This is a genomic window from Thermomonospora sp. CIF 1 (assembly GCF_001896795.1).
GTDB classification, from domain to species: domain Bacteria; phylum Actinomycetota; class Actinomycetes; order Streptosporangiales; family Streptosporangiaceae; genus Thermomonospora; species Thermomonospora curvata.
Genome location: NZ_MOYN02000019.1, coordinates 22,839 through 37,572, shown reverse-complemented (window position 1 = coordinate 37,572; position 14,734 = coordinate 22,839). Strand labels below are relative to the sequence as shown.

Annotated in this window: 12 protein-coding genes; 8 read left to right on the top strand and 4 right to left on the bottom strand. The window is 70.9% G+C overall.

Annotation, left to right across the window (positions count from 1 at the left end):
• Nucleotides 1–1,336: 4-hydroxyphenylacetate 3-hydroxylase N-terminal domain-containing protein (locus tag BUE48_RS12725; protein ID WP_286989912.1), on the bottom strand; the 1,336-nt coding region annotated here is incomplete at its 3' end.
• 17 nt (nucleotides 1,337–1,353) lie between these two features.
• On the bottom strand, nucleotides 1,354–2,160 hold the full coding sequence (gene surE / locus BUE48_RS12720; protein ID WP_286989910.1) for a 5'/3'-nucleotidase SurE: 807 nt from the start codon (nucleotides 2,158–2,160) through the stop codon (nucleotides 1,354–1,356).
• Nucleotides 2,161–2,343: 183 nt separating this feature from the next.
• On the opposite strand from surE, the gene BUE48_RS12715 reads away from it, so the two are divergent.
• Nucleotides 2,344–2,532, top strand: coding sequence for a ferredoxin (locus BUE48_RS12715; protein ID WP_286989909.1), 189 nt, complete (start codon nucleotides 2,344–2,346; stop codon nucleotides 2,530–2,532).
• Between the two features lie 177 nt (nucleotides 2,533–2,709).
• Here the strand turns inward: BUE48_RS12715 and BUE48_RS12710 are convergent, their stop codons facing one another.
• Nucleotides 2,710–3,345 (bottom strand): MarR family transcriptional regulator, encoded by a 636-nt coding sequence (locus BUE48_RS12710; RefSeq protein WP_286989907.1) that lies wholly within the window; start codon nucleotides 3,343–3,345, stop codon nucleotides 2,710–2,712.
• Between the two features lie 192 nt (nucleotides 3,346–3,537).
• Nucleotides 3,538–5,082 carry an AMP-binding protein gene (locus tag BUE48_RS12705; RefSeq protein WP_286989906.1) on the bottom strand — a complete coding sequence of 515 codons (1,545 nt, stop codon included), beginning with the start codon at nucleotides 5,080–5,082 and terminating at the stop codon, nucleotides 3,538–3,540.
• A 214-nt stretch (nucleotides 5,083–5,296) separates the two neighbouring features.
• On the opposite strand from BUE48_RS12705, the gene BUE48_RS12700 reads away from it, so the two are divergent.
• From BUE48_RS12700 to BUE48_RS12670, 7 genes are all read left to right on the top strand, one after another.
• Nucleotides 5,297–6,511: a cytochrome P450 gene (locus tag BUE48_RS12700; RefSeq protein WP_286989905.1), complete on the top strand. Its 1,215-nt coding sequence runs from the start codon at nucleotides 5,297–5,299 to the stop codon at nucleotides 6,509–6,511.
• Nucleotides 6,504–7,943: an aldehyde dehydrogenase family protein gene (locus tag BUE48_RS12695; protein WP_286989904.1), complete on the top strand. Its 1,440-nt coding sequence runs from the start codon at nucleotides 6,504–6,506 to the stop codon at nucleotides 7,941–7,943. Before BUE48_RS12700 ends, BUE48_RS12695 begins: the two co-directional genes overlap by 8 nt.
• Nucleotides 7,943–8,713, top strand: coding sequence for a coniferyl-alcohol dehydrogenase (locus BUE48_RS12690; RefSeq protein WP_286989903.1), 771 nt, complete (start codon nucleotides 7,943–7,945; stop codon nucleotides 8,711–8,713). Before BUE48_RS12695 ends, BUE48_RS12690 begins: the two co-directional genes overlap by 1 nt.
• A 21-nt stretch (nucleotides 8,714–8,734) precedes the next feature.
• Complete coding sequence (locus BUE48_RS12685) at nucleotides 8,735–10,222, top strand: pyruvate, phosphate dikinase (RefSeq protein ID WP_286989901.1); 1,488 nt, start codon at nucleotides 8,735–8,737, stop codon at nucleotides 10,220–10,222.
• A gap of 38 nt (nucleotides 10,223–10,260) precedes the next feature.
• Nucleotides 10,261–11,007: a TetR/AcrR family transcriptional regulator gene (locus BUE48_RS12680; protein WP_286989899.1), complete on the top strand. Its 747-nt coding sequence runs from the start codon at nucleotides 10,261–10,263 to the stop codon at nucleotides 11,005–11,007.
• A gap of 731 nt (nucleotides 11,008–11,738) precedes the next feature.
• Nucleotides 11,739–13,070, top strand: coding sequence for a serine/threonine-protein kinase (locus tag BUE48_RS12675; RefSeq protein WP_286989898.1), 1,332 nt, complete (start codon nucleotides 11,739–11,741; stop codon nucleotides 13,068–13,070).
• Between the two features lie 256 nt (nucleotides 13,071–13,326).
• Nucleotides 13,327–14,733 carry a pyridoxal phosphate-dependent decarboxylase family protein gene (locus tag BUE48_RS12670; protein ID WP_286989896.1) on the top strand — a complete coding sequence of 469 codons (1,407 nt, stop codon included), beginning with the start codon at nucleotides 13,327–13,329 and terminating at the stop codon, nucleotides 14,731–14,733.
• Nucleotide 14,734 lies beyond the last annotated feature (1 nt).

Sequence of the window (14,734 nt, the reverse complement as noted above, 5' to 3'; positions counted from 1 at the left end):
CCATCTGCAGCTTCTCGGCCTCCAGGGAGCCTTCCGCGTGGGTGGCCAGCACGGCCTGGTAGCCGCCGTAGTCGCGCGCGGTGAGGTCGGAGATGAAGTTCAGCAGCCTCAGCCGCCGCTCGGCGGGCACGGCCGCGGCGTAGTACTTCTCCAGCACCGCGCGCACCTGCGGGTCCTCCCAGTCGGCGCCGCCCGGCCCGGTGGCCAGCAGTCCGCCGGACAGGTCCATCAGGATCGAGACCGCCTCGGCGTAGCCGTGGGCGAAGTGATACTTGGCCATGTTCGTGGTGAGCGGGTCGGGCAGCAGGATGCCGTGCTCCCCGGGCCGCGAGCGCAGCGCCGCCAGCTCCGCCAGCCCGCGCACGGTCTCGGCGTAGGAGATCAGCCGGGCGAGCTTCTCCCGGACATGGCCGGCCTCGGCGATTCCGTTGGCCTCGGCGATCAGCTGGGCCGCGCCGATGAACATGTCCAGCAGCGGCAGCTTGTAGTTGATCGCGGTGAACCGGTGGTAGTCCACGAACGCGATGGCCAGCGGGCCGGCGCGGTCGGCGGCGCGGTTGAGGAACACCCGGTCCTTGGGCACGCGCACGTCGTCGAACACCGTCAGGCTCTCCAGCAGCTTGTGCCGGCTCGACAATGGGTGTTCGAACTCGTTGCGCTCCCCGTGCAGGTACGGGGAGACGTACAGGGTCAGCCCGGGCGTGTCGACCGGGATCGCGAACGACACGGCGTAGTCGGCGTCGTCCGGGCCCATCGCGCGGGTGGGCAGCACGACCAGCTCGTCGGCGTTGGCCGAGAAGCTGGTGTGGCACTTGGCGCCCCGCACGGTGATCGAGTCCGCGTCCTCGTCGACGATCCGCAGATACAGATCGGGGTCGCGCTGGGCGTGCGGCGGGACCGCGCGGTCGCCCTTGACGTCGGTCTGGGCGACGGCTAGGGCCAGGTCGCCGTCGCGGCAGTGCCGGTAGAACGCCCGCGCGTTCTCCAGGCCCTCCCCGGAGGTGGCTCGCAGCAGCGCGAACAACGCGTCGGAGCCGACCTCCTTGAGCACGATCGTGCCCGCGCCGAGGCGGGAGACCTCCTCGATCAGCCGCCCGCGGCGCACCAGGTCCTCCCTGGTCCGGGGGATGCGGAAGAACGCCGAATACTCCCCGTCGTCGTCCCTGGCGACGGCCAGTTCCGGCTGCAGCTCGGTGATCTGGTAGCACAGCGCGGAGTGGTCCACGGCGACCCGCAGCTCGGGGTCGGCCGTGACGTCGGGGACCGGGCGGCCGCGGTAGATCACCCGGCGGCCGTCTCGCAGGCCCGCCCGGTACTGGTCGGCGTTGCGCAGCATGGGTTCGGTCCTCCCGCTCAGGGTCGCGCGCCCTCGGGCGCCGACAGCTCTTGGGACATCGCCGTGACGATCTGGTCGATCTGCTCGGCCGGCAGTTCTCGGGCGCCGCCCAGCAGCCCGGTCACCGTGACATGGCCGGTGGTGACCAGCCCGGCGTCGGTGTCGGCGAAACGCGGGCCGGCGACGCGCTCGATGTTGACGAACCGGTGCAGCCTCAGCCCTTCGTCGACGTTCGACAGGTCCAGGCCCGCGGTGCTGACCGGGCTCAGCGGGGCGGGCCGCACGCTCTTGATCGCTTCGGGGTCCACGTCCGGGACGTTGATGTTCAGCACCGTGCGGGGCCTGGCGTGCTCGACCAGCCAGCGCAGCGCCGAACGGGCCACCAGCGCGGCGGTGTCGAACCGGGCGCCCGGCAGGTCGCCGCAGCTGACCGCGAGCGCGGAACGGCCGAGCATCGAGGCCGTCAACGCGGCGCCCACGGTGCTGGAGAACAGGACATAACGCCCGGTGTTCCAGCCGGGGTTGATGCCCGACACGACCACATCGGGCGGTGTTCCGAACCGTCCCAGGCACGCGGCGAGCACGGCGAAGGACGGCGGCGCGTCCACCCAGTAGGTCTCCACGTCCTCCAGGCCGTTCAGCACCATCGTGCCCACCTTGATCACGGTGCCGTCCGCGAAGGTGCCCAGCGAGGTGCCGCTGCCGCTCACGTCTCCCAGGGGCGCGACGATCAGAACGTCATGGCCTTCGTCGCGCACTGCCCGGGCGAGGACGTGTAGTCCTTCCGAGGCGACGCCATCGTCGTTGGTCAGCAGCAACCGCATGGCTCTCCTCACTCACTGCCGGTCGAGCAGCTCGATTGTGACCATAGATTCGCTGATTTGTCCATGGGTGGGCCATGGTGATCTAAGTTTCAACAGCATGATGTGGCTCAAGGTGGCTTGACCTGTCCTGCAGGGGAGAAATATTGTGACTAGTAAATCACAATTGAAGTCGCGGAGGCAGCCATGAGGATCGAGGTGGACACGACGGTGTGCGCCAGCCACGGGCAGTGCGAGTTCATCGCGCCCGAGGTGTTCGGCCTCGATGACGAAGGCAGGCTGAACTACGTCGCCGAGCCCCCTCCGGGGGAGGCCGAGAACATCGAGCGCGCGGCCCGGGCCTGCCCCACGGGCGCTATCAAGATCATCAAGTGACGCCTTCGCATGACCGTGCGCGGTCGCACGGGCCCTTTGGCGGTGGCCCCTCCGGCGCACGGCGAAGCGACCGCGGCGCCCGCCGGGGAGCGTGCGGCGGCCTCGTCGGGGGCCGGAGGGCTTCCCGGCGGGCGGGTGCCGGAGCACCGGCTGAGGCTCCGGCCCCCGCCCGCCGAATCAGCCCTCGTCCTTGGCGTCGCGCTCCTTGCGGAGGCTCAGCAGCAGGTCCTGGTGCAGCTCCATCCAGATGTCGTGGTAGGAGTCGGCGAGGGGACGCGCGAACGCCGCGATCTCCCCGTTCCTGATCCGCGCCAGCGCGTTCTCCAGCCGCACCACATAGGTCTCGAACCGGTTGATGGCGGAGGCGAGGTCCTTGAGCACGACGGTGACCCGGTCGTGCACCTGGCCCAGCCGCGCCACCACGTCGTCGTCATAGGCGCGGTCGGTGTGATCGTTGGGCTGTCCCGTGTCCGACCGCACCTGCCAGTCGGTGCACACGCGCTTGAACTCGCCGTTGATCGGCAGGAACGCCTCATAGGCGGTGGTCAGCGCCGACTGCCGCGCAGGGTCGGCGACGTCGGCCTCCAGCAGCTCCGCGTGGGCGTCCTTACCGGCCGGGGTCAGCATGCCGCCGGCCATGCGGCCCTCCCGCCGCATGACGAGCTTCTCCTCGACCAGCGCGGTGAGCTGCGCGGCCACCTCCTCGGCCGCCAGCCCGGAGATCGCGGCGACCAGTTCGTCGGACGCCAGGCCCTTCACCCGCAGTGCGTGCAGCACGAGGAACCGGGGGTCGCTTGCAGTGGTCATGGTCATCGGGATCCCTCCCTGGAACCCCCGCCTTCAGGCGAGGAAGGAAACGGACTGTTGCGGAGCAGTCGGTCTTAGGGGGAGTCTCAAAGGGCTGTCAGGCCCGAGGGGATTCCTCCCGGCCGGGGCCGATGCCCCGGCCGGGGCTGCGGGCCTGCCACGGACTCGCCCGCCCTCGGGCGGGAAGCGGTCGGCCGATCACCTCGCATCTTCCGCGGACCCGGACGAGGCGGTGATCATCTCCCGCAGGGAGTTCTTGTTGAGCTTGCCGGTCGGGAGCCGGGGGAGCCGGTCGACGAACAGCACCTCCTTGGGCGCCTTGAACCGCGCCAGCCGCTCGCGGCACCACTCGATGAGCTCTTCCGCGCTCACCTCGCCGGAGGTCTCCACCACCGCCGTGACCTTCTCGCCGAACTCCGGGTCGGGCGTGCCGATCACCGCCGCGTCCAGCACCCGCGGGTGGGCGGACAGGACGTTCTCGATCTCGATCGGGTAGATGTTCACCCCACCGGAGATGATCGTGTGGCTCTCCCGGCCGCTCAGGTAGAGGAAGCCCTCCTCGTCGAGCCAGCCCAGGTCGCCGACGGTGCGCCAGCCATGGCGGTGCACCGGTTCGCCGTCGCCGTCATTGCGGTAGGCGGTCGAGGCCTCGGGCTCGAACCATACCTTGCCGATTTGACCGGGCGGCAGCACGGTGCCCTGCTCGTCGGTGATGTGCACCCGGCCGGATAGGGGCTTGCCGACGGTTCCCGGGTGGGTGAGGGCGTCCTGCGGCGAGACATAGGTGTGCCCATAGCCCTCGGAGGCGCCGTAGTACTCGTGCAGGATCGGACCCCACCATCGCATCACGTCCTCCTTGAGCTCGGCCGAGCACGGCGCCCCGGAGGTCACGGCCACGCGGTGGTCCCGCAGCCGGTAGCGGGCCTTGACGTCGTCGGGCAGGCGCAGCAGGCGCACCAGCATCGTCGGCACCCACTGCGAGTGGGTGACGCGGTACCGGTCGATGGCGGCGAGCGCCGCCTCGGCGTCGAAGCGCTCCAGGCACACCACCGTTCCGCCGAGCGACAGCACCATCAGCTGGAAGGTGAACGGGGCGGCGTGGTAGTTCGGCGCCGGGGACAGGAACACGGCGTCCGCCCCGAGCTCCAGCTTCTTGGCCAGCGCGCCGTGCCGGGCGGGGGCGTCGGCGGGATGGACGTCCAGCAGCCGTTGCCGGAACGCCTTCGGCCTGCCGGTGGTGCCGCCGCTGTAGAGCACGCGCGCGCCGAGCCGCTCGTCGGGGACGGGGGTGGTCGGCCGGCCGGCGAGCGCCTCCTCGAACGCCGTGAAGCCGGGCGGCGGATCGTCGACGCTCAACGCCGTGATCCGGTCGCCGCAGCCGAGCCGGTCCAGCACGTCCGCCACCGCCTGGGCGCATCTGGCGGAGGTGACCACGGCGCCGGGCGCCTCACCGCCGAGCGACTCGGCCAGCAGGGCCGTCAGCTCGGTGACGGTCAGGTGCCAGTTGATCGGCGTGACGTACAGCCCGGTGCGCATGCCCGCGGCGACCACGACCGGCCATTCGATCCGGTTCTCCATCACGATCACCAGGGGGCCGCCGCGTCGCACCCCGTGGGCGCGCAGGAAGTGCGCCAGCTGGTTGGAGCGGGCCTCCAGCTCACCGTAAGTGAGTGAGTCGCCACTGCCCGCCATGACATAGGCTTGCGCGTCCGGATGTCGCTGCGCGATCTTGGCCGGATACACGATGCGGGACCGCCTTCGTCGTCGATGCCAGTTCTTTTGTGAATGTTAAGTCGCTTAGTAGTGTGGCGCAATGGGTCCGGGTTGCCGGACTTCTGGACTGATCTTGCAGCGCTCCCTGTGTGAACTCGTGGAGCTCTCACTCTTCCCAAGCGCCCCCTGATGTGTTTTAGTGATGATACGTTCGCAAACGAGCGGCTGAGCGAGGAGGACAGCGGTGCCCGAGGAAGCCACCGTCGACCTGATGGACCTGAGGGTCTTCGCAGAAGGCCGCGACCATGAGGTCTTCCGCGTACTGCGCGATCACGATCCCCTGCACTGGAACGACGAGCCGGACGGCCGCGGCTTCTGGTCCGTGACGCGGTACGCCGACATCCAGCAGGTCGCCTCCGACTACAAGACCTTCTCCTCCGCTGAGGGCACGCAGATCCAGGACCGGCGGGCTGAGGGCCGGGGCGACCCGAGCATCCACAACATGGACCCGCCCGAGCAGGCCGTGCTGCGTCGCATCGTCGTGCCGTACATGCGCCCGGCGAAGGTGCGGCAGATGGAAGGGGTGATCGTCGAGGCCATCGACAGCCTGCTGGACAAGGCGCTCGCCGAGGGCGGAGCGGAGGAGGACTTCGACTTCGTCCACCAGATCTCCGCCCAGCTCCCCCTGCTGATCATCGGCAGGATGCTCGGCGCGCCCGCCGAGGCCTGCCCCCACATGCAGCGCTGGACCAACCAGATCGCCTCAGAGGACCCCGAGTACAGCGCCGGCCCCGAGACCGCGGCCGCCGCACGGGATGAGGTGTTCGCCTACTTCCGCGAGCTGGAACGGGAGCGCCGGGCCGAGCCGCGCGAGGACATCGTCAGCGCGCTCGCCCACGCCGAGGTGAACGGCAAGCCGCTGACCCGCGGCCAGCTCGACGCCTACTACCTGCTGCTCATGGTGGCGGGCAACGAGACCACCCGGAACCTGCTCTCCGGCGGCGTCGCGGCCCTGGCCGCCGAGCCCGAGCAGTGGCGCGCGCTGAAGGCCGACCCGCGAGGCGTGCCCTCCGCCGTGGAGGAGATGGTGCGCTTCGTCTCCCCCGTGCTGTCGATGCGCCGCACCGCCACCCGCGACGTCGAACTCCACGGCAAGACGATCAAGGCGGGGGAGAAGGTCGTCATGTGGTTCTGTTCGGGCAACCGCGACGAGCGGGTGTTCAAGGACCCCGACCGGTTCCGCTACGACCGCTCGCCCAACGAGCACATCGGGTTCGGCTGGGGCGTGCACGCCTGCCTCGGCGCGCACCTGGCCCGCACGGAGGCCCAGCTGTTCTTCCGGCGGCTGATCGAGCGCGGGCTGCGCATCGACGTCCAGGCAGAGCCCGAACGGCTGCAGAGCAACTTCTTCCGCGGCATCAAGCGGCTTCCCGTCCGGCTGGTGAACGACCGTGGCTGAGCGCAACAGGTGGCAGGAGGAGTGGCTGGGCCGGGCTCCGTGCCTGATCGACGGCGAGTGGAGGACCCCCTCCGGCAAGACCCTGCCCGTGATCGACCCCTACACCGAACGTCCGATCGGTGAGGTCGCCGAGGCGGGAGAGGACCTGGTCGAGCAGGCGGTGGACGCCGCCGTGCGCGCCGGCCGCTCCTGGAATCACAGTGAACCGGACGCCCGCGCCGAGACGCTGGAACGGCTCGCGGCGCTGCTCCAGCAGCACGGCGCCGGCCTGGCAGCTCTGGTCACCCGCCAGATGGGCATGCCCATCGCCCTGGCCAAGGCGAGCCAGGCCGAGCTGCCCGCCGCGGTGCTGCGATCGTTCGCCGCGCTCGCCCGCACCACCGCCTGGCGGGAACGGATCGACGGCGCCGAGCTGCTGCGGGTCCCGCGCGGGGTGGTCGGCGCGATCACGCCGTGGAACATGCCGGTGCACCAGATCATCGCCAAACTCGGCGCCGCGCTCGCCGCGGGCAACACCGTGGTGCTCAAGCCCAGTGAGCAGACACCCTTCGACGCCGTCCTGCTCGGCGAGCTGTGCCTGGCCGCCGGCCTGCCCGCCGGGGTGGTGAACATCGTGCACGGCACCGGGCCGGTGACCGGCGCGGCGCTCGCCGCCTCCCCCCGGATGAACGCGGTGTCGTTCACCGGCAGCGTCGCCGCCGGCCGCACGGTCGCCGAGCTGGCCGCGCGGAACCTGGCGCCGGTCACCCTGGAGCTGGGCGGCAAGTCCCCCGCGGTGGTCCTGCCCGACGCCGACCTGGCCACGGCGGTGCCCGCCGTGGTGCGCTCCGGCCTGGTCAACTCCGGCCAGGCCTGCAACGCCACCACGCGGCTGGTGCTGCCGCGCGACCGCGCCGACGAGGCCGCCGAACTGATCGCCCGCACCCTTGCGGAGCTGGTCCCGGGCGACCCGAAGCAGCCGCAGACCACCTTCGGGCCGCTGTCGTCGGCCCGGCAGCGGGACCGCGTGCTGGAGTACCTCGCCGCCGCCGGGGACGCCCCGGCGCTCACCGCCCACGAGGAGACCCTGCCCGAGCACGGATTCTTCGTCGCTCCGCGGGTGTTCACCGACCTGCCCGCCTCCTCCCGGCTGCTGCGCGAGGAGATCTTCGGGCCCGTGCTGGCCGTCCAGTGGTACGCCGACGAGGACGAGGCGGCCCGGCTCGCCGGCGACAGTGACTACGGCCTGTCGGCGGAGGTGTGGTCGGCCGACGCCGACCGCGCGGCCGAGTTCGGCCGTCGCCTGCGCGTCGGCCAGGTCAAGGTCAACGGAGTGCGCACCCGGGAACGCCCCGCCGTCCCCTTCGGCGGGTTCGGCCTGTCGGGATTCGGCCGCGAACTGGGCGCCGAGGGACTGCTGGAGATGACGACCGTGCAGGCGGTGATGAGCTGATGTCCGGACGCAGAATCGTGGTGACCGGCGCGGCCTCGGGCATCGGCCGGGCTCTGGCCGACCGGCTGCTGGCGGCCGGAGACCAGGTCGTCGGCCTCGACCGCGCCCCGTGCCCGGAGCGGATCACCACCTCGCTCCAGGTCGACCTGGGCGACGCCGAGGCGGTGCGCGCCGCCGTCTCCTCCCTGGCCGGGCCCGTGGACGGGATCGCCAACGTCGCCGGCGTGCCGGGAACGGCGCCGCCGGAGGTGGTCCTGTCGGTCAACCTGCTCGGCGCCCGCGTGCTCACCGAGGCGCTGCTGCCGCAGCTGACGGAGGGCGCCGCGGTGGTCAACGTCGCCTCCGTGGCGGCGCACCGCAACACCGTCCCGCCCGAGGCGCTGGACGAACTGATCGAGGCCGACGGCGCCGCCGCCATCGACGCCTGGTTGACGCGCCACCCGCTGTCCGGACCCGCCGCCTACGACACCTCCAAGGCCGCGATGGTGGCGTGGACGGAGAGACTGGCCGCCCGGCTGCTGCCCCGCCGCGTGCGGGCCCTCAGCATCAGCCCCGGCCCCGTCCAGACCCCCATCCTCGACGATTTCCGCACCACCATGGGCGCCGACCGCTTCGACGGCGCGGTCGCCCTGCTCGGCAGGCACGGCACCGCCGGGGAGATCGCCGCGGTGGTCGCCTTCGCCCTCAGCGCGGACGCCTCCTGGCTGAACGGCGTCGACATCCCCGTCGAAGGCGGCCTGTACGCCGCCCGCAAGCATGCCCGCCCGTGACCGGAAAGGAACCCCGAACCGATGGCCCTGAGCAGCACCGGTGACGTCTACCTGCTCGACGGCACCCGCCAGCTGACACGGGAGGTCGTCGGCGGCAAGGCCTACAGCCTCAACCGCATGAGCGCCCTCGGGCTGCCGGTCCCGCCCGCGTTCGCGATCGGCGTCGACGTCTGTCCCGCCTACCACGAGGCGGGCGGCCGGGTGCCCGAGGCGGTGTGGGCCGATGTGCTGAAGCACCTGGCCGAACTGGAGCGCCGCACCGGCCGCCGGTTCGGCGACCCCGGCGCGCCGCTGCTGGTCGCGGTGCGCTCGGGCGCCGCGCGGAGCATGCCCGGCATGATGGACACCGTCTTGAACCTCGGGCTGACCGAGCCGCTGCGGGACGCGCTGGCCGAGCAGAGCGGCAACCGCGAGTGGGCCGAGGACACCTGGAGGCGGTTCGTCCGCTCCTACACCGACACCGTCGGAACGGCGCCGCCGGCCGACCCGGTGGAGCAGCTGCGCGCGGCCGTCGGCGCGGTCTTCCAGTCGTGGTTCTCCGAGCGTGCGGTCGCTTACCGGGAGCGGCACGGGATCGACGACCTGGTGGGCACCGCGGTCACCGTGCAGGCCATGGTCTTCGGCAACCTGGACGACGACTCCGGCACCGGGGTGCTGTTCTCGCGCGACCCCAACACCGGCGAGCCGGGCCTGTTCGGCGAGTGGCTGGCCCGCGCCCAGGGTGAGGACGTGGTCTCCGGCGAACGGACACCGCAGCCGCTGGCGGCCCTGGCCGAGACGCAGCCGGACAACCACGCGGAACTGGTCCGCATCGCGCGCGTCCTCGAAGAGGACCACCGCGACATGGTGGACGTGGAGTTCACCGTCGAATCCGGCAAGCTGTACGTGCTGCAGGCGCGGGCCGGCAAGCGCACGCCGCTGGCCGCCGCCCGGATCGCCGTGGACATGGCCGAGGAAGGGCTCATCGACCGGCGCACCGCGCTCACTCGCATCACCCCCGAGCAGGCCCGCCGTCTGGAGGAGCAGGGCGGCGTCACGGCCGGCGGCGAGCAGCTCGCCAAGGGCCTCGGAGCGAGCCCCGGCGTCGGCGGAGGGATCGCGGTCACCGACACCGAGGAGGCGCTGCGGCTCTCCGGTGAGGGCAAGGCCGTGGTGCTGGTGCGGCCCGCGACGTCCCCCGAGGACGTGCCGGCCATGTTCGCCTCGTCCGCGGTCGTCACCGAGCACGGCGGCAGCACCTCCCATGCCGCGCTGGTGTGCCGGGAGATCGGACTGCCCTGCGTCGTGGGCTGCGGGGACGGCACCATGCGCGAGCTGGCGGGGCGTGCGATCACCGTCGACGGCACCGCGGGAGTCGTGCTGGCCGGGCTGGTCGACACCGAGCAGAGCGGCGCGGAGCACGAGGCGGTCCGGACCCTGGCCTCTTGGGCCGGTGAACTGACCGGACGGACGGGACCGCTGTCGGAGTTGCTGCCGGATGTCGTTGACGCCGCACCCGTAAAGCACTAACGTGAATAAGTATTCACAAAATGTGACGGGATAAGACCGTGGCGGTAAAGACTGGTGATAAAAATCCGCACAGCTCACTCCCTCCAGATGTGGTGCGGGAGAACGAGGCTGCGCGGCAGCACATCCGGCAGCTCATCGCCGGCCTGATGCCGGAGAACACGGAAAAGAGGCCGAACAGGCGGGGACAGGAAACGCGAGAGAAGCTCATCGCGGCGGCCGCGGCCTGTTTCAGCGACTACGGTTACACCCGGACGAGGATCTCCGACATCGTCAGCCGCGCGGGCACCGCACAAGGCAATTTTTATCGCCACTTCTCCAGCCTCGATGAGATCTTCCTGGCCGCGCTGCAGCCCGCGCTGGAGGAGCTGGCGTCGGCCTCGGCGGTGCCGGACCCCTCCGGCGACGAACTGCAGAACCTGATCAACCAGAACATCATCTACCTGCAGACCTATAGCCGTCACCGGCATCTGCTGCGGGTGATGCGTGAGGCCGCGGCCGCAAGTGAGAACGAAGGCTTCGCCTCGCTGTGGCTGCAACTGCGCGCAGGTTTCGTGAAACGAACCCAGCGCTGGCTGGAACGCCTCCACGAACAGGGCAAGATCGGCTCCGCGAACTTCGAACTGCTCGCCGAAGCCCTGGACTCCCTCACCGAGCAAATGGCCTACGTGCACGTCGGCCTGCTCCCGGTGGCCCCGCGCCCGGAGCGCATCCGGGAACTCGCCACGGTCATCGGCGAGGTCTGGTACCGGGCCCTGCCCCCGGTGGAGGAGAAGGCAGCGAAATAACACCCGGCTGCGGCCCGCTGGTCTCCCGGCCGTCCGGTCTGAAACCGGCTCGCCGCCGGGCGGCCGAGCAGCGGGTCACCTCGCCGAAAGTGCCCAGCCACGTCGCCTGCGGAGCGCACGACTCCGGCACGCTCTGCGGGACGAGTCGCGGCGTTCGGCGCCGCTGCCGCCTGCGATGAGCACGTCTCCCTCCATGATCACTCCGTGCCCGCCGGTGCCGATCCCGCGTTTCCCATTCCGCAGCACCGGTTTTATTCCGGGGTCCAACACCCGGGACCAGGCGGGCAGGATCTTTTTATCCTGCGCCCCCAGATACAGGCAGCGGCCGGCCGCGTCGAATCGCAGGGTCCCCCAGAGCGCTATGTCGAGCAGATCGCCGGATTCATGCATCGGAGATGGTGTCGGTGATTTCAGCGCGGGATGGGGGAGCGGCCACCGGAGACGACGTGGCCGCCACCGCGGGCACAGGGGCGGGCCGGTCCCTGCGGTGTTGGACGGCCTGCTCTGACAGCCGGCCGGCGAGCCGGCGCATACCGGTGCCGCGGCCATCATCTGTGCAAAGGCCGAAACGAGGCCGCATTGCTTCCATTAAGATGTGCGGGTCGTCCCGGAATATGTTGCGTCTGTTCTGGTGCGCGGCCGCTTTATTCGCTGTCCAACGCGGGAGTCGGGAAAATGCGTCATGAGGAGCTGCCGCCGGCCATAGGCAAGTACCGGCCCCTGGGCGGACGGTGGCCCTCAAGCAGCTCCATCCCGCCATCGCCGATGACCGGAAAATGCGGGAGCGGCTGCGCCGCGAGGTCGCCGTGATGCAGCGGCTGCGCAGCCCGCGCATCGCCGAGCTGGTCGACGCCGACCTGGACGCCGATCCGCCCTACATCGTCACCCGCTATGTGCAGGGAAGGACGCTGCGCGAGGTCGTCCAGACGGACGGCCCGCTGCGCGGCGAGGCGCTGCTGCGCACGGCCCGGGGGATCGCCGAGGCCCTGGTGGCCGTGCACGGGGCCGGGCATGTGCACCGCGACCTCAAACCGTCCAACGTCATGATGGTGGACTCCGACCCGGTGCTCATCGACTTCGGCATCGCCCAGGAGCAGGACGCCACGCGCCTGACCCGCGACGGGGGCGTCACCGGGTCGGTCGGCTACATGGCCCCGGAGGTCCTGGAGGGCGGCCCGGTGGGACCGGCCGCCGACGTCTTCGCCTGGGGCGCGACCGTCGCCTATGCCGCCACCGGCAGGCCGGTCTTCGGCGACGGCGGGATGCAGGCGGTGGCGCTGCGCACCCTGCAGGGCGCGGCCGACCTGGCCGGGGTGCCCGCGGAGATCCGCCCGCTGGTCACGGCCGCCCTGGCGGTGCCCGCCGCCGCGCGCCCCGACGCCCGCACCCTGCTCGGCGCGCTGTCCTCCCCGGACGCGCTCGCCTCCTTCTCCGCCGCGCACCCGGCCGTCCGCGCTGTCGGCACCGCGACCCACCCGGCCCCGTCCCAGGCCACGGACCGCAGGACGCTGTGGACCATCGTCGCCGGGGTGGCCGCCGCGCTGGTACTGACCGTCCCCGCCGTCCTGATCACCGGGTATGTCAAGAACCGGGGGTCGGGCGCCCCCACGGCGCCGGTGACGGCCACGGTGATCCAGTCCGGTTTTCCCAGGCCGACCTACACCGGCCAGATAGCCAATTGGGCGGAGGGAAAGAAGTTCGCCGACTTCCTGGCCGGCAACGTGGGACGGAAGGTGTACATCAGGTCCCCGCTGGACGAGTCGATAACCCTGCTGGACGGACTGGGGAAACCCTACGGATCCTCCGGTGAATCCTCCGGCGACGACACCGCGGCGTTCTTCGTTTTCTGGACGGACTGCCCTGAGAAACTCGCACCCGGCGAGGAACCGACCAACGAGAAATGCACCGGCTACCAGGTCTTGATCCGGAAAGACCGGTTGAACCGGGCCGGTGTCGACTGGGTGCGCGGGGCGTACTGGTTGACGGGCAATTTCGAGGTGACGGGCGGGGTGATGCACCAGGGAATCGTGGGCTTTGCGCTCGTCCCCACCGAGGCCGCCTGAGACCACCGCCCCTGCCCGGGGGTACGACCGGCGGGGGAGGAGCGGAAGAAGCGCGCAACGAGCCTGACCGTCGGCGGTGCGCACACAAGACGGACGGCCACGGCCCTGTGAGGCCGTCACGTGCCGGGCGGAATCCGCCGGATGCTTCGCCTCCGCGGCCTGGGGCGCCGTCCGGAAGGCACCGGAAAGTGTGGACAAATGTCCACACTTGTGCTCTGCTCTGCTCCGGATCGACGGTGATCCCCGAGGAGGACCGATGACGGACTACCCCTACGCCGGCCGGTTCCCGGTGCACCAGCGCCTGCCCGAACACGGCCGTCCCAGGGAGGAGATCCTCGCCGAGCTGCGCGAGATGGCCGCCGAAGAGGACGCCCGCTGGGAGAACGGCAAGGTCTCCGGCACCATCTACTGCGGCGACCACGCCCACTACGAGTTCATGACCGAGGCCTACGGCCTGTTCGCCCACGCCAACGTCCTCCAGCGCGACATGTGCCCCTCGGCCACCAAGTTCGAGGGCGAGATCCTGGCCATGGCGCTGGACCTCATGCACGCCGGCCACATCACCGGCACCACCCCGGCCGGCCTGGTCACCACCGGCGGCACCGGCAGCATCCTGCACGCCCTGCTGGCCTACCGGGACCACGCCGCCCGCACCCGCGGCATCACCCGTCCCAACTTCATCAAGCCCGAAACCGGCCACCCGGCCTTCGACAAGGCCTGCCACCTGTTCGGCATCGAGCTGCGCGTCGCCCCCATCGACCCGGCCACCACCCTCGTGGACGTCCGGGCCGTCGCCGACCTCATGGACGAGAACACCATCGCGATCATGGGTTCGGCCGGCAACTACGGCTACGGCACCATCGACCCCATCGGCGAGCTGTCGGAACTGGCGCTCTCCCGCGGCGTCGGGCTGCACGTGGACGCCTGCCTGGGCGGCTTCATCCTGCCCTTCGGCGAGGAACTGGGCTATGACATCCCGCCGTTCGACTTCCGCCTGCCCGGCGTCACCAGCATCTCCGCCGACACCCACAAATACGGCTACGGCTTCAAGGGCACCTCGACCCTGCTGTTCCGCGACCGCCGCCTCCGCAACGAGCTGTACTTCTTCTCCACCGGCTGGAGCGGCGGCAAGTACCTGTCCCCGGGCATCGAGGGCTCCCGCTCGGGCGGGCTGCTGGCGGCGACCTGGGCGGCGATGGTGCAGCTGGGCCGCGACGGCTACCGCGCCCGCGCCAAGAAGATCTTCGAAACCTCGGCCAGGATGCAGCAGGCCGTCCGCTCCCACCCCCAGCTGCGCATCCTCGGCGAGCCGACCTTCCTGTTCAGCTTCACCTCCGACGAGTTCGACATCTACCACGTCTACGACTTCATGGCCGGACGCGGCTGGCGCTTCAACGGCCAGCAGTACCCCAACGCCATCCACATGGCGGTCACCCTCCCGCAGACCCGCCCCGGCGTGACCGAGGAGTTCGCCGCCGACCTGGCCGAAGCCGTCGCCTACGCCCAAAAGCAGCACGCCGCGGGCGCCCGGCCCCACTCCGGCGCCATCTACGGGGGAGTGCCCGGCGGCCTGACCGACGAGGCCGACGAGTTCATCCGCCAGATCATGGCCGACATGCTCGACGCCCAGCAGTCGGTGCCGCGGCCGCCCGAGGGGAGGTGAC